Raw genomic sequence first — 21,098 nt, forward strand, 5'->3', positions numbered from 1 at the left:
ATGCTCTCCGCCATCTTCGTCGACCGGCCGCGGCTCGCGGTCGTGATCGCGATCGTCACTGCGATCGCGGGGGCGCTAGCGCTCCTGACCATTCCGGTGGCGCAGTACCCGGATATCGTGCCGCCGCAGGTCTCGGTGACGACCACCTATCCCGGCGCCGCCGCGGACGTCGTGGAATCGACCGTCGCGCAGCCGATCGAGTCCCAGGTCGTGGGCGTCGACAAGATGATCTACATGAAGAGCGTCAGCGGCAACGACGGCAGCTACACGCTCACCGCTTCCTTCGAGCTCGGGACCGATCCCGACATCAACGCTGTCAACGTCAACAATCGGGTCCAGATCGCCCTCGCGAAGCTCCCGGAGGACGTGCGCAAGCAGGGCGTCACGGTCAAGAAGAAGTCTTCGGCCCTGCTCGGCGTGCTCGCGGTCTACTCGCCCAAGGCGACGCAGGACCCGCTCTTCATCTCGAACTACGTCACGATCAACCTGCTCGACCGCATCAAGAGCACGCCGGGCGTCGGCGACGCCACACTCTGGGGCCCGCAGGATTACGCGATGCGGGCCTGGGTGCGCACGGACCAGCTCACCGGATTGAACCTCACCACCGGCGACGTTATCGGCGCGATCCAGGCCCAGAACGTGCAGGCGCCCGTGGGGCGGATCGGTGCAAGACCGATCTCGAACGATCAACAGCTCCAGCTCAGCATCCAGACCCAGGGGCGCCTCGCCTCCGCCGACCAGTTCCGCGACATCGTCCTGCGCACGAATCCGGACGGGTCGGTGCTGCGCCTCGGCGACGTCGCCCGGATCGAGCTCGGTGCGGCCAATCTCGACCGCGAGACGCGGCTGAACGGAGCCCCCGCGACGGTGATCGCGATCTACCAATCACCGGGCGCAAACGCGATCGCGACGCTCAACGAGGTCAAGCGGCGGGTTGGCGAACTCGCCAAGACCTTCCCCGAGGGGCTCGCCTGGAAGGTCACCTACGATCCCACGATCTTCATCACCGAGACGGTCCACGAGGTCCAGAAGACCCTGGTCGAGGCCTTCATCCTCGTCGTGATCGTCGTGTTCCTGTTCCTCGGCAGCCTGCGCGCCACCCTGATCCCGACGCTGGCCGTCCCCGTCAGCCTCATCGGAACATTCATCGTCCTGAAGGCGGTCGGCTACTCGGCGAACTCGGTCTCGCTGCTCGCCCTCGTTCTCGCCATCGGCATCGTCGTCGACGACGCGATCGTGGTGGTCGAGAACGTCGAGCGCGTCATGGAGGAGCACCCGGACCTCTCTCCGCGGGAGGCGACGAAGCGGGCGATGGCCGAGATCACGGCACCGATCATCGCGATCACGCTTGTCCTGCTCTCCGTCTTCGTGCCGGTGGCCTTCGTGCCGGGCATTTCGGGCGAGCTGTTCCGGCAGTTCGCGGTCGCGGTGGCCGTGTCGATGCTGCTCTCGGCGATCAACGCGCTCACCCTGTCGCCGGCGCTCTGCGGCGTGCTGCTGCGGCCCCACCACGGTCCGCGCCGGGGTGTCATGGGCTTCGTCATGCGCGCGATCGACCGGGTCCGCGACGGCTACGGCGCCGCCGTGGCGCGCATCGTGCGCCTCTCCGCGATCGGCCTCGTCCTCGCCGGTGCCGCCGCCTACGGCACGATGCAGCTGGCGAAGATCACGCCGACCGGGTTCCTGCCCGAGGACGACCAGGGCGCCTTCTTCGTCGTGACGCAGCTCCCCGAGGGCGCCTCAGTCGGGCGTACCTCCGAGATCGTGGCCCGCGCCGAGGACATCCTGCGCCAGGAGCAAACGGTCGCCGACGTCACCTCCGTCATCGGCCTCAACTTCATCGACAACTACTCCCAGGGAAACGCCGCGTTCATGGTGGTGACCCTGAAACCCTTCGAGGAGCGCAAGGCGGCCTCGGACGGAGCCGCGGCGATCATCGCCCGCCTCGGCCAGCGCTTCCGGGAGATCCAGGGCGGGACCGTGGTGCCGCTGGCGCCGCCGCCCATCATCGGCCTCGGCACCGGCGGCGGCTTCGCCTACGTGCTGGAAGATCTGCGCGGCGGGGACCCGAAGGAACTCGCCCAGGTGCTGCGCGGCCTGATCGTGGCGGCGAACGAAGAGCCGCGCCTGAACCGCGTCTTCAGCACTTTCTCGGCGACGAACCCGTCCGTCTACCTCGATATCGACCGGGACAAGGTGCAGATCCTGGGCGTGCCATTGAACAACGTGTTCCAGGCGCTCCAGGCCTCACTCGGCGGCTATTACGTCAACGACATCAACCTGTTCGGCCGGACTTGGCAGGTGCAGGTCCAGGCCGAGGCTGCCGACCGGGCTCGGATTGACGACATCTATCGCATCAACGTGCGCAACAAGGACGGCCAGATGGTGCCGCTGCGCAGTCTCGCCGAGGTCCGGATCGTCGTGGGGCCGCCCGCGCTGATCCGCTACAACAACCTGCGCTCCGTCACGGTCCAGGGCTCGCCCGCCCCGGGCGTCTCCTCGGGGCAGGCGCTGGCCGCCATGGAGTCCGTCGCCGCCCGCACACTGCCGGCGGGCTTTGCCGGCGAATGGACCGACACGGCCTTCCAGGAGAAGCGCGCGGAGGGCAAGACCGCGATCATCCTCGGATTCGCGGTCCTGTTCGCCTTCCTGTTCCTCGTCGGCCTCTACGAGAGCTGGACGATCCCCGTGCCGGTGCTGCTCTCGGTGACGGTCGGCATCCTCGGCGCCTACGCGGCGATGGTCTGGGGCCGCCTGACCCTCGACCTCTACGCGCAGATCGGCATGGTGGTGCTGATCGGCCTCGCCGCCAAGAACGGCATCCTCATCGTCGAGTTCGCCAAGGAGCAGCGCGAGGCGGGCGTGCCCGTCCGCGCAGCGGCGACCGAGGGCGCGCGCCTGCGCTTTCGCCCGGTCATGATGACCTCCTTCGCCTTCATCCTCGGCCTGCTGCCGCTCGTGATCGCGACAGGCGCCGCGCAGCTCGCCCGCCGCAACGTCGGCACACCGGTCTTCGGCGGGATGATCGCGGCCTCCTTCGTCGGCATATTCGTGATCCCGCCCCTCTACGTGGTCTTCCAGAGCCTGCGCGAGCGGGCCTGGAGCCTGATGCGGGGCAAGGCGGCGCCGAAGGCGACGGAGGGACCGGCGGAGACGCCCGGACATCTGCCGGCCGAGTGAGGAAACCGAGGCGGGTGAGAGGAGCAGGGCTATGCACGACGGCGAGCAGGTCATGCTGGACGATCGGCCCGACACCGAGGCGGGCGACGGCGAGGTGGGCAAGAAGCTGAAGCGGAAGGTCTACGAGCGGGAACTGCGCAAGCTCCAGGTCGGGCTCTGCCATCTGCAGGACGCGATCCGGCGAAGCGGCGCCCGCGTCATCGTGGTCTTCGAGGGGCGGGACGCTGCGGGCAAGGGCGGCACGATCAAGGCCATCACCGAGCGGGTCAGCCCCGCGTGTTCCGCGTCGTCGCGCTGCCGACGCCCTCGGACCGGCAGAAGAGCCAACTCTTCCTCCAACGCTACATCGAGCATTTCCCAGCGGCCGGCGAGATCGTGATCTTCGATCGCAGCTGGTACAACCGTGCCGGCGTCGAGCGGGTGATGGGTTTCTGCAGCGAGGCGGAGTGCCGGCGCTTCCTCGCCCTGTGCCCGCGCATCGAGCGTTTCATCATCGAAGGTGGAATCCAGCTCATCAAGGTCTGGCTCGAAGTTGGGAAGCAGGAGCAGAAGCGCCGCTTCCTCGCCCGGATCGAGGATCCCCTTCGCCAGTGGAAGCTCAGCCCGATGGATCTCGAATCCTACGAGCGCTGGTACGAGTACTCGAAGGCGCGAGACGAGATGCTGGCGGCGACCGACACCGAGCGCGCGCCTTGGTACATCCTCAGGTCCGACGACAAGCGGCGCGCCCGGCTCAATTGCATCGCGCATATCCTCGGCCAGATCCCGCACGAGACGGTCGCGCGCGAGCCGGTGACGCTCCCGAAACGGCGCAAGGAGAACGCCTACGACGACGCGCTCCGGGACAGGCGCTTCGTCCGGGAATTGTATTGACGGCCAGCAATCCGAGCGGCACCGCGCTCAGAGCCCGAGGCTTGCCTTGAATTCCTCCAACCGGCTGATCGAGGCTTCGAACTGCGCCCGAATCGCCTCGTCCCGCGTCCCGTCCCGCTCCATCTGGAGGTGCAGGATCTCCTCGTCGAGGCCGTCGCTGGTCAGTTCCTCGACCGGGCGCACCCGTTCGGCCAGGATCGTGACCCTGCTGCCGGTGACCTCGACCAATCCTCCGCTGACGAAGGCCCTGCGTCCGACGCCGTCCGTATCCGTGGCGAAGACGATGCCGGGATGCAGAGCCGTCACGAGCGGTGCGTGGCCGGGCAGCACCGTCATGTCGCCCTCGACGCCCGGCAGGACGACCGAACGGATCTCGCCCGCGAAGACGACCCGGTCCGGAGCGACGAGTTCCGCGTGGAGATCAGCCATCTCGTCCTCCCGCAGGGGCACTGCTCAGGCCATGATGCTCAAGCCTCCGTCCACGTAGACGGTCATGCCGGTCAGGTGGGCGGCGTAGGGTGTTGCGAGGTAGGCCGCCGTGAGACCGACATCGTCGATATCGACGAGATCGCCGATCGGGGCCCGCTGCACCGCCTCGGCCAGGAGGAGGTCGAAATCCTTGAGGCCGGATGCGGCACGGGTCTTGAGAGGACCCGGCGAGACGGCGTGCACGCGGATGTCCTGCTGGCCCAACTCGTAGGCGAGATAGCGGACCGCGCTCTCCAGGGCTGCCTTCACGGGGCCCATCAGGTTGTAGTTCGGCACGACCTTGGCTGCGCCGTGATAGCTCATGGTCAGGAGCGTGCCGCCCTCGCGCATGAGCGGCGCGGCGAGCCGCGCCATGCGCACGAAGGAGTGGCAGGAGACGTCCATCGCGACGCCGAACCCCTCGGACGAGCTGTCGACGAGCCGGCCCTGCAGATCCGCCCGCGGCGCGAAGGCGATCGAATGGAGGGCAATGTCGAGGCCGCCCCATGTCTCGGCGATCCGGTCGAAGACACCCTCGAGGTCGCCGGGCCTCTGAACGTCGCAGGCCGCGAAGATCGGTGCGTCGAGCTCCCGCGCCAGCGGCTCCACGAAGGGCCGGGCCTTCTCGTTGAGGTAGGTCAGGGCGAGATCCGCTCCGAGCCGGCGGAACACCCGCGCGCAGCCGTAGGCGATCGAGTGCTCGTTGGCGACGCCGAGCACGAGGGCGCGTTTGCCGGCGAGCGCGCTGCCGTCGGGAAGGCGTTTCATCGGTTGGCCCTCCGTGCCTGATCCGGGCGCCGCGACGGCCGCGCGGCGGCGAGGGCCGCGGGCGCGCGTTTGAGCCCGTTCCGATCCGGGTCCGCCTCCGGGGCGAGACGGCGCCGGAACTCGGGCAGGAGGGCCCGCTGCCGCGGCTCGACGTCGATGTCGGCCATCAGCCGTTCGAGGAGGCCGAGCAGGCGTTCCCGCTCCGCAAGTGTCGGGAGGAGCAGCGGCAGCGTTGCCATCGCGCGCCCTGGATCGTTCTCGACGAGCTGCGCCTGCTGCCGGACGATCCGGCCAGCCGCCTCCGCGGACAGGTCGAGCAGGCCGACGTCGTGCCCGACGAGCGCGCGGATGCGCTTGGCGGTGGACAGGCGCCGCTGATGCTTCCCGGCCCGCGCGACGAGGAGCGCCGCCCGCACCGCGGCCTCCGTGAAGCCGCCCTCTTCCATCCGGGCGGCCGGGCGGAGGGCCGAACCTGTCCTCATCGGCTCGGCTGCCGGTGCCTCGCGCCGCGAGCCCGCGTCGGCGACGCTCATCGCGCCGTAGACGTTGTAGAACGCGTTCTCGACCGTCGCGTCGCGCATCTGCCGGAAGAGGTCCCACGACGCGGTGATCCCGGCGGCGAGGAGACGCTCAGATGCGACCGATGCGCCGGCTTTGTCACGGTGCGTGCGGTGGGTCCGCGCGAACTCGGCCCATTCCTTGATTGGGGCGAGCCAGGGATTCAGATCCGAGACGGCCCAGTGTCGCACGCGCAGGGGATGCAGGGCCCGTCCGAGCCGGGCCGATTCCGGGGAGACGAGCGTGCCGAGCATGGGATGCACGAACGCTTCGTAGAGCGAGGCGTTCAGCTCCGAAACCTTCTCGACCGCACCGAACGGCACCTCGTCGCGGCGGGCGTATTTTTGCAGCCTCTGGAGATCCTCGACCCGCCGCTCCGTCAGGATCACGTCGTAGCGCGTGGCGCCGTTCGAGCGCTGCTCTTCAATTTCCATCCCGTAGAGCCCGGGCGGCAGGTGCTCGATGTATTCGAGCAGGTCCACGATCTGGGCGTGCTCCCGCCGGGCGACGCTCGCCGAGACGAAGATGCCGAGATGGCCGATGCTCCGGTGCATCAATCCGACGATCACCTGACCGTTCGCCTTCAGGTCTTCGGTCGTTGGGTAGAGATCCGCGACCCAGTTGAAGGCCTGCTGCGGCGGGGTGATGTTGTCCCCGAGCGATGCGAACAGGATGATCGGCGACCGGATTCCGCGCAGATCGAACGCGTGGCCCTCGGACCATTGCGCGTCGCCCGCGGCGAGCTTGTTGCCGACGAACAGGTTGTCGACGATCCAGCGGATCTCCTCGCGGTTCATCAGGAAGTAGCCGCCCCACCAGCGCTCGAATTCGAGGTAGCGCTCGGGCTCGGAGTCGATCTTCGCGAAGAGGTTGTAGTTCTTGCCGAAGAGCGTGTTGGCCGGGTTCAGGTACTCGAAATTGTCGACGAGGTACGCGCCGTCGAAGATCCCGCCGCCGAGATCGCTCGCGAAAAGCGCCGTCCAGCTCCCGCCGAGCATGCCGCCGGCGTAGCGCATCGGGTTCTCGGCGTCGTTTCCGGCCCAGTAGGACATCGGGGCGCCGTTCACCACGATGGGTCCGGCACAATCCGGATCGAGCGCCCCGACCAGCATCGCGGCCCAGCCTCCCTGGCAATTGCCGACGATGACCGGCTTGCCGCGGGTCGGATGCCGGGAGCGCACGAGGCGCAGGAAGGCGGCCTCGGCCTGCGAGACGTCGGCCAGCGTCTGGCCCTCGACCGGGTCCGGAAAGAAGATCACCACGTAGACCGGATGGCCGGCCCTGAGCGCGACACCAACCTCGGAATCCGACTTGAATCCGCCGATGCCGGGCCCGTGGCCCGCGCGGGGATCGATGATGACGTAGGGGCGCTTGCCGGGATCGGTCTGCGTGCTCGCCGGAGGCACGATCCGCACGAGCGCGTAATTGACGGGATGCTCGAACGTCCTGGCGTCGGCGACCATCTCCCAGTCGAAGGCGAGGAGTGGCGGCTTGCCCGCATTCTCGTGCTTCAGCCAATTGTTGCCCCGCTGACGGAGCGTGTCCCAGAAGAGCACGGAGCGCTGAGCGAAGTCGGCCCAGTAGGTGGCGGCGTCGTTGAAGGCCTGCAGCGGGGTGAGCGGTCGGGTTGCGTCGACGTAGGCGCGGCCGGCCGTACCCATCGCGTCGAGATAGGCCTCCGCTGCCGCAATGCAGCGGCCCTGATAGACCTCGGCGACCCGTGCCTGCAGCGTGAGGAGCGACGGTGCCTCGGGTTGCTCGCTCGGTACGTCGCGGTTGCGTGTCTGGACGTCGGTCATGGTTGCCGTCCCGGACCTTTGAGGGAGTCAGGCGCGGTGCCTCTCCCACGTGAGAAAGAAGCCCACATCGCCCGGCATGCCGTCGGGCCACGCCACGATCATGGCCTTCAACCCGTAGCCGGCCGGCCGCAGGCGGTCCCGCCAGAACTCGTAGGCTTGTCGCGGCCGGCCCGTCAGGGTCTCGGGCCAATCCGCCTCCGTGTTGGTGATGGCGCGCCCGCCATCGCTGCACATCACGTTCGGAAAGCGCATCACCAGGAGTTCGGACTTGCCCTGCTCCGCGGCGAGGCGGAGCTTGTGCTGGAGCGTGCGCGTGATCTCGTGCACCTTCTCGGGCGTGACCGCGATGGGCGCCGACAGCGTCTTGATGAGGTCGGCCCGCGCCTTCTCGGCGTGATCCTGGGCCTGCAATTCCTTCATCGTCTTCGCGGCCCTGAGCTTGGCCGTGTAGGTGCCGAGATCCTCGGCGGACATGAAGGTCTCGTCCGCGAGCTCGTGCTCGGCCGGCGGCTTCGTCGTCAGCGCTTCCATCAGAGGCTCCCTCCGCTCACAGGGCCGGCAGGCGTCGGGGCTCGCCCAGCGCCTCGCCCATACCGCGCGCGATCATGCGTTCCTCGTCCGTCGGAATAATCCAGGCGGCCGGACCACCGCCTCGCGTCACCCGCCGGCCGCCGGCGGCATTGGCCGTCTCATCGAGCCGGAAGCCGGCCCAGGCGGCTCCGCGCAGGATCTCGGCCCGGGTGGCGGCATCGTTCTCGCCGATGCCGCCCGTGAAAATCAGGGCGTCGATGCCGCCGAGCGCCGCCATCAGGGACCCGATCTCCCGTCCGATCCGATAGACGAACAGGTCGATCGCCCGCCGGGCGTCCGGATCGGAGCCTGCGAGAGAACGGAGCCTGCGCATGTCGTTCGACAGGCCCGAAACCCCGAGAAGGCCGGACTGCGTGTAGAGGAGCCGCTCCGCCTCGTCGGGCTCGAGTTGCATCTCGCGCAACAGGTAGAAGATCACGCCTGGATCGAGGCTGCCGCAGCGCGTCCCCATGGGCAGCCCGTCGAGGGCGGAGAAGCCCATCGTGGTCGCGACGCTCCGACCACTGTCGAGGGCGCAGAGGCTCGCGCCGTTGCCGAGATGGGCGACCACCACCCGGGCCTCCACGAGAGCCGGATCGTAATCCGCCATCGCCGAGGCGATGTAGGCGTAGGACAGGCCGTGGAAGCCGTAGCGGCGGACCCCTCTCTCGGTGATCGCGTGCGGAAGCGCGAAGAGTTGCGCGATCTCGGGCTGATCGCGATGGAAGGCCGTGTCGAAACAGGCGACCTGGGGAAGGTCCGGAAAGCGTTGACCGATGATCCGGATCGGCTCGAGGTTGTGCGGCTGATGCAGAGGCGCGAGCGGGACGAGGCGCTCCAGATTGCGCAGCACCTCTGCATCCACCCGCACCGGCGCGCGATAATCCATGCCCCCGTGCACGACCCGGTGGCCGGCGGCGGCGAGCCGATAGCCGCCGCCATGCGCGCGCAGCCACTCCGCCACCTGCAGGAGCGCCTCCTCATGACCGAAGGCGGTTCCGCCGCCGAAATGCTCGTCGGTCTCGAGGGTGCCGGCGCCGTCCCGGATCAGAAGGCGCGGCGCCGTCCCGAAGCCCTCGAAGAGTCCCCGATAGAGGCGGCGCGGCTCGTCGGCATCGCCGAGGGCGAACACCTGGAACTTCAGGCTCGATGAGCCCGCGTTGAGGACGAGGTAGACCGGCATCATCGGCTAGACCTCGGGAATGGGCCGGGCCGCCCTCTGGGCTGCGGCGTAGAGCGACGCGACGGCGCAGGAGGCGAGGCGCGTCAGCTCGGAATCGGCCCGGCTCGTCAGGATGATCGGCACCCGCGCCCCGAGCACGATGCCGGCCGCATCAGCGCGGGCGAGGAAGGTCAGGCTCTTGGCCAGCATGTTGCCGGCCTCGAGGTTCGGGACCACGAGGACATTGGCTTGGCCGGCGACGGGTGAGCGGATCTTCTTGATGCGGGCGGCCCCGAGGTCGATGGCGTTGTCGAGTGCGAGGGGGCCATCGAGCGCCGCGCCCGTGATCTGGTCCCGATCGGCCATCTTGCAGAGGGCGGCGGCATCGAGGGTGGACGGCACTCGGGCGTTGACGGTCTCCATCGCCGAGACGATGGCGACCCGCACGCGATCGACGCCGAGGGCGTGCGCGAGGTCGATGGCGTTCTGGGTGATGTCCCGCTTCTCCTCGAGGGTCGGCGCGATGTTGACCGCCGCGTCGGTGACGATGAGGGGCGTGGCATGGCCCGGCACGTCCATGACGAAACAGTGGCTGACGCGGCGGGCGGTCCTCAGGCCACCCTCGCGGCGGACCACCGCGGCCATCACCTCGTCCGTGTGCAGGCTGCCCTTCATGAGCGCCTCGGCCTCGCCGGCCCGGACGAGGGCGACCGCCTTGTCGGCCGCGTCGTGGCTGTGCGCCGCCTCGACGAGCCGGAACGGCGCGAGTTCGGCCCCGATCGCAGCCGCGGCCGCGGCGATCTTCCCGGGTGGCCCGACCAGGATAGGTTCGATGATCCCCAGCGCGGCGGCCTCCAGAGCAGCGCCCAGAGCGGCCTCGTCGCAAGGGTGGACGACCGCGACTTTCAGCCTTGGCAGGTTTTGGGCAGCCGCAATGAGCCGGTCATACTTCTCGTGCCCGCCAGTCTCGACCCTGGTGCGCTCGATCGTCGAAGTCGGCACGATGGTCTCTCCCGATCCGTCGAGGACAGGACCCGTCGCCGGTGGTCGCCACGTGCGGGCGGGCCGGACAGGCGCGACGGCGCTCAAGCTCCGCTCCGATAGGCGGTCCGAGGCGCCCTGCTCCGCGGGCGCGGCGTCGATGTTTCGAACGATGACCCATTCGCTACCGCCCGGCTTGATCGAATGGGACAGATGCGCCGACGCCCCAGGCCGGCCGCGCAGGCCGTACGGATCCGGCCCCGCTCGTGTCCGACCGCCGAGCAGTGTCGTGGCAGATGCTGTGATGCCGGACCCTTTCGCGAGGCCGCCCGGGAGTCGAGCGATACGCAGGAGGGCAAAGCCGCACCGATACTTGGACCGCGACCGTACGTCCCAACAAAACCTCAGGCCAAGAGTGTTGTTAATCTGGATCAATACGAAAGATAACGTTACAGTAGTGGCCGCCTGCACTCCCCTCACAGGAGGGTCATCATGAGCCAACGCTCAACGGAGCAGCGGGCGGCGCAGATGATCGCGGCAGGGGACGTCAACGCGGCGCTCCAGCCCGGGATTGAGGCATGGCGCGCACTCGCCGTCGATCTCCCGCTTCGTCTGACCGCCGAGATGATGCAGTTCGCGAGCCGACGCCTGGAAGCTCAGGCGTCGTACCTGTCGGCCCTGAGCCGCTGCGGCTCGGTGACCGACGCCGTCAACTTGCAATCCACATTCCTGGGCCAAGCCGTCTCCGACTACAAATCCGCGACGGCGACCCTGTCGCAGGATGTCCGGGATACCTTGAGGGCGAAGGCCGCCTGACGCGGCACGCCGGTGATCTTTGCTGGGAGAGCACAGGAGCGTCGGATGCGAAGCCGTGCTCGTGGGTGGATCGGCTTGACGGCAATCGTTCTGGTTGCGGACGGGGCGCTCGCGCAGGCCATCCGGTCGACGCTCGCGGATCGCGTCGACTCGACGATGCAGATGAGCGCCGCCTCGCTCATGCCGACGCTTCGCGGACGTTGGCTCTACGCCGACAACGGACTCGCAGTGGGCCGGGTGCGCGAGATCCGCGTCGCGTCGAACGGCAACACGCTCGTCGCGATCGTCGCACGCCGACGCTGGCTCGGCGGCGGCGAGATCGGCGTTCCCGTTCCCAGTCTCCGGCAGGTCGGCAACGATCTTGTCGTCAGCGGTACACGCAGCACGATCCGGGCGATGCCGTCGCTCTGACCTTCGGCGGAGGCCGCACGATGCCCCCCGCGCGTCCCATCGCCCTCGGTCTGGCCCTCGTCCTGATCGCGCCGTCCGCTTGGTCGGATACGGCGCCGCGCAGCCGTATCAGGATCGCCTACGACGTTCCGAAGCAGGCGGCGGCCCTGGAGATCCACCGCGACCTGAAGGCGCGGCGGGTGCTCGAGGGCTTGCGCGACATCGTCGGAATGGTCCGTCTGCCGATGCCGCTCACCCTGCGCCTGTCGGAGTGCGACGGCGAGATCAACGCGTGGTACGCGCCCGAGACGCGCTCGGTCACCGTCTGCTACGAGTACGTGCAGGATCTGCGGGCGCGCGCGCCGGCCGAGGCGACGCCTGCGGGCATCACACGCCACGAGGCGATCATCGGCCCCTTGGCGCAGGTCTTCCTCCACGAGGCCGGGCACGCCCTCTTCCATCTCCTCGACGTGCCGGTGCTCGGGCGGGAGGAGGACGCGGCGGATCAACTGGCCGCACTGATCGTCCTGCGGCTCCGCCCGGTCCAGGCACGCCAGATCATCAAGGGCAGCGCGTTCCTGTTCGCGAGCTACGCCGCGGACGAGAAGCCGGACACCGCGTTTCTCGCCGACCATCACGGCCTTTCGGCCCAGCGCCTCTACAACTTGCTGTGTCTCGCCTATGGCTCGGACAAGCGGGCCTTCGCGTACCTCGTGGAGCGAGACGAGCTACCCAAGGAGCGGGCCGAGAGTTGCACGGCCGAGTACGGTCAGGCGGTTTTCGCCATGGACCGGCTCTTTCACCGGCATCTGCGCGGAGGCCGGATGTCGCGCGAGGGCGTTCGCCGCGGATTCCGGTGGGCCCGCGAACGATAGGGGCCGCGCCTGCAGGCAGGCATGCCCGACGCGGTTCCCGACGGCGAGCGGCCGCCGGGCCTCGGTCCGCGGAGCCGCAGCCCTGTCGGAACGCTCAGTACGGGCGGCACCCCCCGGCATACGCATCATAATAGGCATAGGGTCCGCAGCCGCCGTAGGAGCCCGCATTGCTCAGCGCATAGCCCGCTGCCGCGCCCACGCCGGCTGCGGCCAGCCCGTAGCCGTAGGGACGGTAGCCATACCGGCCGTAGCCGTAACGGCCGACCCCCGCGTAGCCGCCCCGATAGCCCACCGCTCCGCCCCGGAAGCCCGCTGCCCCGCCCCGGAAGCCCACGGCCCCGCCGCGATAACCGACGCCGCCGCCGCGGAAACCGCCGGCACGCATGCCGCCACCGTGGAAGCCGCCGCCGCCGCGGAAGCCGCGGGCGTCGGCCGCCACGCTGGTCAGAAGGAAGGCGGCGAACGACGCGGATGCGATGATCAGAGTTTTCATGACATTGTCTCCGTGCCGGAGGACAACATGACGAAGCGGGACACTCTCGATCCGGATGGCGTGGCCGCATCCGAACAGCCCGGCTTCAGCAGTCTGGCGACTCGGACCGTAAGGCCCTGCCGAGATCATCGCTTGATCGAACGGGACACGGGCTCCGGCTCTGTCGTCCCTGAGGTGATCGAGACCTGCAGATTCTGCGGCATCCTCCTCGCCCTCAACCAACGCGCCTCATGGAATGATTTCAGGACGGAGGATGGCACCTTGCTCGATCTCGTCATATCTGGCGCGGATCCGCGACAAAGGCGCGAGCCGGAACGATCCAGGACGTAGCTGGAGGTGATCCTTTGATTTTGATCGGAAATTTTCGGCTCATGGCGCAGGAATGCATGTCTCGGCGCTCAAGCAGGCCGCGCCATCATACGGATGGTGGAGCAGCCGTCAGTCCGGAGGCAAAGCCGAATTCGGCGGCCTCCGCGCCGTGCCCGACCCAACCGGCGACGTGGTGACCGCATGCAGTCGATCGTCGAGCATTACGGGATGGCAGCGCTTCTGATCGCGGTCGCTGTTCTCATCGTCGTCGTCGTCCTGCGGCCTCCGGAGCCGAGATGAAGCGCTCCCGCCTTCTGCATTGCTAACTCAGGTTCGACGGGTAGCGAGAGACGGGCGCTGAACGGCGACCGGCTCGCCCTCCATCGTGACCCCGAGCGTCCTTGCGATCCGCTCGACATCGCGCGGGTCGACCTGGCCCTGACCACCTTCCAGCGCCCGGATACAGTCGGGATCGACACCGGCAACGCCTGCCAGCCCGCGTATGTCGTAGGCGCAGCGCTTGCGAGCCAATCGAAATCGCTCGCCTTCTCTCGCCCGCCCGGACAGTCGCTCCGCCACGGAAACGAGGGGGCCATCCGCCGACGGCGAGGCCGGTGCGGGATTGCGGCCGTGAACCGGTCGAGGGGAGCGCGACGTGGCAGCGCCTGATATAGTCAGCAGAGTGTCGGGCTGCGTCGCCTGCAGATGCGGACGGAGACGCACATCCGGCACGCCCCGCGCGGCGATCCACCGGCGGTACGCCCAATCGCGGGCCTCGTAGGCTTGGTGAAGGATCGTGCCCGGATCGCCCTGTCCTTCCGGCCGATAGCGATAGGCTGCAACCTTGTCTCTGCCGAAGCGTCTCGCCACCTCGTCACACCAATCCGCATCGGCCGTTCGAAACAGGAGATCGGGGTTACGTCCGTCAATGAGGTGGACTTTCGGGGTGGAATTGGAGCCGCCATCGGTCAGGCCGCCTGTGGTGGAAGTGTCGTGACGCTCTCCTCGATCAACGCCGAAGCAAACCCGGCCATGCCCTCGATCTGCATATAGCGGTGCTGAAGCTGCCACTCGTCGTTGGCCTCCAGAAGCACCGCACCGATCAGGCGTTGGATCGAGTCCGTGTTGGGGAAGATGCCGACCACATCGGCGCGCCGCTTGATCTCCTTGTTGAGGCGTTCCAGCGGGTTCGTGCTGTGAAGCTTGGCCCGATGCTGGAGCGGGAAAGTCAGGTAGGCCAGCACGTCCTCGCACGTGGCCTCGATGAAGACCTTCAGCTTCGGCCAGCGGTTGTGCAGTTGCTCGCCCAGGTGCTGAAGGGCGGCCCGGGCGGCGTCCTGATCGGGCTGCTGGAAGGCGTGGCGCAGGCCGGCAGCCACCATGGTCTGCTGGGTCCGCGGCACGTAGGCCAGCGCGTTCCGGGTCCAGTGAACGCGGCAGCGTTGCCAGGTCGCCTTCAGCACCCGGCGGATGGCCGCCTTGAGCCCCTCGTGGGCATCCGAGATGACGAGCTGCACGCCCGAGAGCCCGCGCTTGACCAAGCTCCGCAGGAAGTCGGTCCAGAACACCTCGGCCTCACTGGGGCCGATGTGCAGGCCGACGATCTCGCGCCGGCCTTCGGTGTCCACCGCGACGGCGACTATGGCAGCGACAGAGACGATGCGACCGCCCTCGCGCACCTTCAGGTAGGTGGCATCGAGCCAGAGATAGGGCCACGCACCCGAGAGAGGGCGCGTCAGGAAGGCGTTCACGCGCTCGTCGATCTCCTTGCACAGCTTCGACACGGAGGACTTGGAGATGCCCGACAGACCCATGGCCTGCACCAAGTCGTCCACGCGCCGGGTCGAGACGCCGGCGATCCACGCCTCCTGGATCACGGCGACCAGCGCCTTCTCGACCGTGCGGCGCGGCTCCAGGAAGCCGGGGAAATAGCTGCCGGTCCGCAGCTTGGGGATCTTGAGGTTGAGTGAGCCGAGCCGTGTGTCGAGGCTGCGCTCGCGATAGCCGTTGCGGTAGGTGCTGCGTTCGCCTGTGCGCTCGTAGCGGCCCGCGCCGATCAGGCCCTCCACGTCGGCCTCCATCAGGATCTGCAGGACCGTCTCGGCCAACGAGCGCAGGAAGTTGCCGTCGTCAGCCTTCTGCAGCGCCTCGATCAGTGCCACTCTGTCGTCGGTCATCGGGTGCTCCCGGCTCAGGTTGAAGTCCGCAAACTCCACCTTAGCCGCCGGCCCCGATGGCCACCCCAATCCCCACCGAAACGGTCCCGGAAATTACACCTCGTCCGTGGACGCTACCATCATCGGTGCCGGTCCGGTTGTCCAGATCATCCACGCGTCCGCATACCCTCCATCGTTTCCATCCCTTCATCCGGTGCACTGCAGATCACCGTGATCGGCTGACCCGCAATATCGGCAGCGGGTACGGACGAGTTCACGCAGAAGTTTCAGCGGCGGGTGTGCAAACATCCACGCGTCGGCAAACGAGCAGAATACGCGGCGCGGTTCAGAGCCGGACGTTCAGTGCAGCTGTCGCCATTCTCTCCGGTGATCACGTTGGATGTGCGAGCGTATTCACGTCAGATTTCTCGATGATTTCCGGCGTGCGATCTGAATTCGAATTCCCTCGAAGAGCATTCGCATCGGCCGACGCCAATCCGGGACGCGCACCGGCTGAACGCTCTGTGATCTCTTGACCCGAGAGCAGATTGCTTACCTCCTTATTCCCATCGACGGCGCGGACGTTTGAGATAAGCTGATCGTCGTCCGAAGGTGATGCATGATCTGGCTCGCTGTTGCCGCTGGGGGCCTTCTGCTGATCGGCCTGTATGCAGTCGTCAGAATGGTCGAGAAGGCTCCGCTCTGCGACGAGGACGAGCTTGAGAGGGTCGCGCGGGAGGTGACGGTCATTAAGGGGCAGGACGAGCCGTCCATCCCGTCCGACGGCGGCGATGGCACGTCGACACTCGCGCAGCGTCCGACGCGGTGATCGCGCGCGAACGAACGGCAGCGTGACAGCGTTATCTCCGCACTTCCCAATCGATCGTCCTCTCGTCGAGAAACTCCGAAATGTTGCGCGCAGCACTCCTCGGCCTGTCCGTGACGCTCTCCCTCCTGCCCGCCTGTGCCGCACGCGCAGAGGGCGCGGCGCCCGCCCCGGCTGCCGGGGCGAACGATACGGCGAAGAAGGATCTAAAATCGAGCGGCGAGATCACGGGCGCTTCCCGGCCCTCGGCGGATCCCGACGCGCAGGGCAAGGAGATCCCGGGCACGGGCATCCCCGCCGATCCGCAGGACAGGACGAAGCAGGGCGGCGCCCGCAACGAACCGCGCTGAGGCGACCTACCCATCGGGCGGGACGCACGGATCCGTGCCGCGGCGGGTACGGGCCCGTTCACCGGCCTCGTCCCGGCATTTCGAGGCGTGGACGGCGCGGTTGACCACCTGCAGGTTCGGGACGCCCCAGAACGCGAGCTGGGTCGGCCAGGGCGCGTCGCGATGCTCGCGCCAGACCCGATACAGCGGCACGCGATGATCGACCTCGGCGGTCCTCAGAAGCCGCTTGCCGGAGGCGGCGCAACGATGTCCCTGGCGAATCTTCAAGGTCCGGATCTGATCGCTCGGAGCGACCCAGAGCTTCCAGGCGGCCACGCAGGCCGAATGCCAGCGCGCATTCCGGTTCGGCGATCCGGCGCCCCACAGATCCCGGTGCCAGCCGAACCGATAGACCGGCTGACCGCAGATGCAGCAATGCCCGCGTCCGAGCGCGTAGTCAGGCTCCCGGAACGGCGCGGGCGGCATCCGGAAGCTGGCATGCGGGCCGCCGCCGGTCCCGGAGGCGAGACGCCATGTCCAGCCGGCCGGTTGCTCGGACCGGGCGGCAAGAGCCCGTGCCAGGTGCTCGGCCCGCAGGATGTGGCTGCGCCAGTAGCTCTCCACGGCCAGGCGCGGCGTCGGGGGGATCAGCGGCCGTGACATTGCGTGCCGAAGCACAGGCGCCGGAAAGACGGCCGGCAGGGCCCGTTCCAGCCGTCGCCGTGCCTGCTCGTTGCGCAGCGCGCGCCATTCGGAACCTGCCATCGGAGGTGCTGTAGCCGTCGCCACGCACCGTCGCAACGGAAGGCGACGGAAGCGTCTGATCGTCGCTCAGGGCTTAACGGAGCGGTTACCCTGATCGCCGAGGTTGCTCGTCCAGATTGAGGAAGGGTGAACCATGACCGACACCGTTGGGATCGCCGGCGACCGCATCCGCTCCATCGTCGAGCGCATCGAGAGGGTCGAGGAGGAGATCAAGGACCTGATGGAGGCCAAGAAGGAGATCTTCCTGGAAGCCAAGGGCGAGGGTCTCGACGTGAAGATTCTCAAGGAGATCATCAAGCTGCGCAAGCAGGACAAGGACGAGCGCGACGAGCACGAGACCCTGCTCGAGGTCTACCTCCGCGCGATGGACGCGCCCAGTCCGGCTCCTGTCGCGCAGGCGGCCTGAGACCCCGAGGAGATCTGCGGCCCGCCCCATGAGCTTGACGTGGCGAGCCGCCCTCCCGCGACGTATGAGCCAGCCCACTTACGAAATCCGGCGGAGAGGCTGGCAACCTCGGCACTGGCGGCCCACCTGAGCGGGCCGGGATTGGCATGTTCCGAGCGGAGCTGCGCGTGATGAAGATCGCCGTCATGGGTGCGGGGGCAGTCGGCAGCTATTTCGGCGCCCTGCTGGCGCGCGCCGGCGAGGCGGTGACCCTGGTCGGGCGGCCCGCGCATGTCGATGCGATCCGCGAGCGGGGGCTGCTCCTGGAAACCAACTCCCTTCGCGCCTTCGTGGACCTCTCCGCCACGACGGCGGCCGCGGGCGTGTCCGGCGCTGACGTCGTACTGTTCTGCGTCAAGTCCGGCGACACGGAGGCCGTCGGCCGGGAGATTGCTCCCCATCTGTCGCCGCAGGCCACGATCCTCAGCCTGCAGAACGGCGTCGACAATGCCGAGCGGCTCACGGGTCTGCTCAGCCGCGACGTGATCCCAGCCGCCGTCTACGTCGCCACCGAGATGGCCGGACCCGGACATGTCCGGCACCACGGCCGCGGAGAACTGATCGTCGGCCCCTCGCCGGCCAGTGAGCGCATCGCGGTGGCCTTCCGCGCGGCCGGCATCCCGACCGACGTCTCAGAGAACACGCTCACCGCCCTGTGGAGCAAGCTCGTCATCAACTGCGCCTACAACGCGCTCTCCGCCATCGCGGAGCAATCCTACGGGCAGATGATGCGGACGGCGGGGATCGCCGAGGTGATGAGCGACGTTGTGGCCGAGTGCACCGCGGTCGCCCGAGCCACGGGAATCCACCTGCCGGAGGATATCGGCGCAACGGTGCTGGCCCTCGCTGACGCGATGCCGCGACAATTCTCGTCGACGGCGCAGGATCTCGCGCGCGGTCGGGCGAGCGAGATCGACCACCTCAACGGCTACATCGTCCGTAGGGGCGAGGAGCTCCGCATCGCGACGCCCGCGAACCGGGTCCTCCACACCCTCGTCAAGCTGGTGGAGGCGAAGGGGTCCGCGACCCTCTAAAGGTCGAGGAGCTTGCCCGGGTTCATGATCCCGCGGGGATCGATCGCCCGCTTCAGGCTGCGCATCAGCGCGAGCGTGGCGGGCGCGTGCTCCTCCGCCATGTAGCGCATCTTCTTCTGCCCGATGCCGTGCTCGCCGCTGCAGGTGCCCTCGAGAGCGAGCGCGTGGCCGACTACGCGATCGATGAATCCGGTCGCCCGTGCAACCTCCTCGGGAAGATCGGGATCGACAAGCAGCAGGCAGTGGAAATTTCCGTCCCCCACATGCCCGACGATGGGCGCGACCAGACCGCTTTCCAGGATGTCGCGCTTCGCTGCCTGGACGCACTCGGCGAGCCGCGAGATCGGGACGCAGACGTCGGTCGAGATGGCCTTCGCACCGGGGCGCAGGCTCATCGCCGCCCAGTAGGCGTCGTGGCGGGCCTGCCACAGGCGGGTGCGCTCCTTGGCCTCAGTCGCCCACCGGAACGGCCCTCCGCCGTGTTCGTCCGCGATCTCGCCGAACCGCTCCGACTGCTCGCGAACCGACGCGTCCGAGCCGTGGAATTCCACGAGGAGCAGCGGCGTCTCGGGCAGCGCCAGCCGGGAATAGGCGTTGCAGGCCCGAACCTGAACCTCGTCGAGCAGTTCGATCCGCGCGATCGGCAGTCCGGACTGGATCGTCAGGATCGTCGCGTCGCAGGCCGCTTCGATGCTCGGGAACGGGCAGAGGCCAGCGGCGATCGCCTCCGGAATGCCGCTGAGGCGCAGGGTAAGCTCGGTGATGATGCCGAGGGTCCCCTCGGATCCCACGAGCAGCCGGGTGAGGTCGTAGCCGGCCGAGCTCTTACGGGCGCGTTGCGCGGTGCGGACGACATCCCCATTCGGCAGAACGGCCGTGAGCGCCAGGACCGCATCGCGCATCGTGCCGTAGCGGACGGCATTGGTGCCCGATGCGCGCGTGGCTGCCATGCCGCCGAGCGACGCGTCGGCCCCCGGATCGATCGGGAAGAACAGCCCCTGATCGCGCAGGTGCTCGTTGAGCATCTTGCGGGTGACACCGGCCTGCACCACGACGTCGAGATCCTCTGGGTGGACGGCGAGGATCCGGTTCATGGCCGAGAGATCGACGGAGATGCCACCGTAAGGGGCATTCACGTGACCTTCGAGGGACGAGCCCGTGCCGAAGGGGATGACCGGGACCCCGTGCTCGGCGCAGAGCTTGACGACGTTGCGCACCTCATCGGTGTCGTGTGGGAAGACCACTGCGTCGGGCGGCTGGCTCGGCACCCAGGTGAGTGTGCTGGCATGCTGCTCGCGCAGCGCATGGCCGGTCGACAGACGCGGGCCGAAGTGCGCCCGCAGTGCATCGACGACGGCTGCAACGATGCCGGCATCCGGTCGCCGTCGCGCGGGGAAGGGTTCGGGCGGCGCATCCCCGGTCATTCGGATCTAGTCCCTCGGTACGGAGAACGATGACGCCGGCAGGCGATACCGAACCGGGGCCATTCGTGGAAGAGCCTGTCCGAGGAAGCTCGAAATGGGGGGCCCGACGTCCGCCGCCGGGACGGCTGCCGATCGCAACCATCCCGATCGGCCAGGGCCGGTCAGTGCGAGCGGTCCGTGCGGTCGGGTGCGTGGCCCATGCTGCTGTGCCGGTGATGGGCGTCTCGCTCGCCGCCGCCCCCGAGACGCCGGATTTCGAGGTGTTGGTCGGGCTTCCCGGCACGGGACCGCGCCGCTCCTCCGGCTGGGGTTCCGTACGGTCCTGATGGCTGCTACCTGGGCCGCCATGATGGCGGTCGGCATTTGGATTCTTCTGCGACGTGTTCATCAACGGTCCTGCTGATAGCCCTGATGGGTCGTGTTGACCTTCGAATTGCCCGACTGACCGACCTTGTCCGGATCCTTGGTCTGCGCGGAACCTTGACCCTGCGATCGCGGAGCTTCGGTCGCGCTGCCGGGCCCCTTGTGGGACTGGTTGGCGGGCGGGACGGGGGGAGGTTTCGTTGTCATGCGATCTCGCTTTCTGGTTGTGGTAGGCTAACCGCGGGGCCCCGACGGCGTTCCGCGAGAATGCATGGAGAGGGTGCCCCCGTCGTCGCCCGAGTCCCCGAAGGCCGCTCACCGGTACACGCTCGGCCGCGCGGCCGACGCATCGCCGAACGGTCGGCATGCCAAGCGCCATCGGGGTTGCCGCTTGGCACCCGTGCGGAAACCGGGCGGCGCTACCCGCACATGACGGGTCTTGCCGTCAGGAGTGCCGGCGAGACCCGGCTCGGGCGTTAACGAATCTCCCGGACCAAGCCGCGCGATCGCTCAA

The 21,098-nt window shown here is 68.2% G+C and carries 21 protein-coding genes and 1 pseudogene; 10 read left to right on the top strand and 12 right to left on the bottom strand.

The features are described from left to right. Together DK389_RS05100 and ppk2 are read left to right on the top strand one after the other, a co-directional pair. On the top strand, positions 1-3,180 hold the full coding sequence (locus tag DK389_RS05100; RefSeq protein ID WP_109887843.1) for an efflux RND transporter permease subunit: 3,180 nt from the start codon (positions 1-3) through the stop codon (positions 3,178-3,180). Between the two features lie 52 nt (positions 3,181-3,232). Further along, a pseudogene (gene ppk2, locus DK389_RS05105) lies at positions 3,233-4,053 on the top strand (polyphosphate kinase 2). A 27-nt stretch (positions 4,054-4,080) separates the two neighbouring features. On the opposite strand, the gene atpC reads toward ppk2, so the two are convergent. The 6 genes from atpC to DK389_RS05135 are packed head-to-tail and all read right to left on the bottom strand — an operon-like array spanning position 4,081 to position 10,839. Further along, complete coding sequence (atpC, locus tag DK389_RS05110; protein WP_109896029.1) at positions 4,081-4,482, bottom strand: ATP synthase F1 subunit epsilon; 402 nt, start codon at positions 4,480-4,482, stop codon at positions 4,081-4,083. Between the two features lie 24 nt (positions 4,483-4,506). Continuing rightward, positions 4,507-5,289 carry an enoyl-ACP reductase FabI gene (fabI, locus tag DK389_RS05115; RefSeq protein WP_109887845.1) on the bottom strand — a complete coding sequence of 261 codons (783 nt, stop codon included), beginning with the start codon at positions 5,287-5,289 and terminating at the stop codon, positions 4,507-4,509. Beyond that, a complete protein-coding gene (locus DK389_RS05120; RefSeq protein WP_109887847.1) occupies positions 5,286-7,646 on the bottom strand; it encodes a DUF3141 domain-containing protein in 2,361 nt (786 codons plus the stop codon). The genes fabI and DK389_RS05120 overlap by 4 nt, the downstream gene beginning before the upstream one ends. Positions 7,647-7,673: 27 nt before the next feature. After that, a complete protein-coding gene (locus DK389_RS05125; protein ID WP_109887849.1) occupies positions 7,674-8,177 on the bottom strand; it encodes a hypothetical protein in 504 nt (167 codons plus the stop codon). A gap of 16 nt (positions 8,178-8,193) precedes the next feature. Then, on the bottom strand, positions 8,194-9,402 hold the full coding sequence (locus DK389_RS05130) for an acetate/propionate family kinase (RefSeq protein ID WP_109887850.1): 1,209 nt from the start codon (positions 9,400-9,402) through the stop codon (positions 8,194-8,196). A 3-nt stretch (positions 9,403-9,405) separates the two neighbouring features. Next, positions 9,406-10,839 carry a phosphate acetyltransferase gene (locus tag DK389_RS05135; RefSeq protein ID WP_418292009.1) on the bottom strand — a complete coding sequence of 478 codons (1,434 nt, stop codon included), beginning with the start codon at positions 10,837-10,839 and terminating at the stop codon, positions 9,406-9,408. 12 nt (positions 10,840-10,851) lie between these two features. Between DK389_RS05135 and DK389_RS05140 the strand changes: the two genes are divergently transcribed. From DK389_RS05140 to DK389_RS05150, 3 genes are all read left to right on the top strand, one after another. Then, entirely contained in the window at positions 10,852-11,175 is a 324-nt protein-coding gene (locus DK389_RS05140; protein ID WP_236960622.1) for a phasin family protein, read from the top strand. Positions 11,176-11,250: 75 nt separating this feature from the next. Then, positions 11,251-11,586, top strand: coding sequence for a PRC-barrel domain containing protein (locus DK389_RS05145; protein WP_236960624.1), 336 nt, complete (start codon positions 11,251-11,253; stop codon positions 11,584-11,586). 20 nt (positions 11,587-11,606) lie between these two features. After that, positions 11,607-12,440, top strand: a complete 834-nt coding sequence (locus tag DK389_RS05150) for a DUF4344 domain-containing metallopeptidase (RefSeq protein WP_109887856.1) — start codon at positions 11,607-11,609, stop codon at positions 12,438-12,440. A 94-nt stretch (positions 12,441-12,534) separates the two neighbouring features. Here the strand turns inward: DK389_RS05150 and DK389_RS05155 are convergent, their stop codons facing one another. The 3 genes from DK389_RS05155 to DK389_RS05165 all read right to left on the bottom strand — a co-directional run bounded on the left by DK389_RS05155 (position 12,535) and on the right by DK389_RS05165 (position 15,419). Next, positions 12,535-12,933, bottom strand: coding sequence for a hypothetical protein (locus tag DK389_RS05155; protein WP_109887857.1), 399 nt, complete (start codon positions 12,931-12,933; stop codon positions 12,535-12,537). A 636-nt stretch (positions 12,934-13,569) separates the two neighbouring features. Next, positions 13,570-14,112, bottom strand: a complete 543-nt coding sequence (locus tag DK389_RS05160) for a helix-turn-helix domain-containing protein (RefSeq protein WP_162560500.1) — start codon at positions 14,110-14,112, stop codon at positions 13,570-13,572. A gap of 98 nt (positions 14,113-14,210) precedes the next feature. Further along, positions 14,211-15,419 carry an IS256 family transposase gene (locus DK389_RS05165; RefSeq protein ID WP_109896033.1) on the bottom strand — a complete coding sequence of 403 codons (1,209 nt, stop codon included), beginning with the start codon at positions 15,417-15,419 and terminating at the stop codon, positions 14,211-14,213. A 598-nt stretch (positions 15,420-16,017) separates the two neighbouring features. Here DK389_RS05165 and DK389_RS05170 point away from each other — a divergent pair. Both DK389_RS05170 and DK389_RS05175 read left to right on the top strand, forming a co-directional pair. Beyond that, positions 16,018-16,227: a hypothetical protein gene (locus DK389_RS05170; RefSeq protein WP_109887861.1), complete on the top strand. Its 210-nt coding sequence runs from the start codon at positions 16,018-16,020 to the stop codon at positions 16,225-16,227. Between the two features lie 80 nt (positions 16,228-16,307). Further along, complete coding sequence (locus DK389_RS05175; protein WP_109887863.1) at positions 16,308-16,574, top strand: hypothetical protein; 267 nt, start codon at positions 16,308-16,310, stop codon at positions 16,572-16,574. 6 nt (positions 16,575-16,580) lie between these two features. Here DK389_RS05175 and DK389_RS05180 read toward each other — a convergent pair whose 3' ends face one another. Then, on the bottom strand, positions 16,581-17,318 hold the full coding sequence (locus tag DK389_RS05180; protein ID WP_109887865.1) for a hypothetical protein: 738 nt from the start codon (positions 17,316-17,318) through the stop codon (positions 16,581-16,583). A gap of 133 nt (positions 17,319-17,451) precedes the next feature. On the opposite strand from DK389_RS05180, the gene DK389_RS05185 reads away from it, so the two are divergent. Then, entirely contained in the window at positions 17,452-17,724 is a 273-nt protein-coding gene (locus DK389_RS05185) for a DUF2312 domain-containing protein (protein WP_109887867.1), read from the top strand. 170 nt (positions 17,725-17,894) lie between these two features. Further along, positions 17,895-18,797 (top strand): ketopantoate reductase family protein, encoded by a 903-nt coding sequence (locus DK389_RS05190; RefSeq protein ID WP_109896035.1) that lies wholly within the window; start codon positions 17,895-17,897, stop codon positions 18,795-18,797. On the opposite strand, the gene DK389_RS05195 is transcribed toward DK389_RS05190, so the two are convergent. Beyond that, positions 18,794-20,221: an FAD-binding oxidoreductase gene (locus DK389_RS05195; protein WP_109887869.1), complete on the bottom strand. Its 1,428-nt coding sequence runs from the start codon at positions 20,219-20,221 to the stop codon at positions 18,794-18,796. The two genes, DK389_RS05190 and DK389_RS05195, sit on opposite strands and share 4 nt — an antisense overlap. Before the next feature lie 191 nt (positions 20,222-20,412). Here DK389_RS05195 and DK389_RS35490 point away from each other — a divergent pair, with 191 nt between their 5' ends. Then, positions 20,413-20,547 carry a hypothetical protein gene (locus DK389_RS35490; RefSeq protein WP_257791927.1) on the top strand — a complete coding sequence of 45 codons (135 nt, stop codon included), beginning with the start codon at positions 20,413-20,415 and terminating at the stop codon, positions 20,545-20,547. Positions 20,548-20,608: 61 nt separating this feature from the next. Here the strand turns inward: DK389_RS35490 and DK389_RS05205 are convergent, their stop codons facing one another. Beyond that, positions 20,609-20,791: a hypothetical protein gene (locus tag DK389_RS05205; RefSeq protein WP_109887871.1), complete on the bottom strand. Its 183-nt coding sequence runs from the start codon at positions 20,789-20,791 to the stop codon at positions 20,609-20,611. Between the last annotated feature and the right edge of the window lie 307 nt (positions 20,792-21,098).

The sequence above is a fragment of the Methylobacterium durans genome (assembly GCF_003173715.1).
GTDB lineage: Bacteria > Pseudomonadota > Alphaproteobacteria > Rhizobiales > Beijerinckiaceae > Methylobacterium > Methylobacterium durans.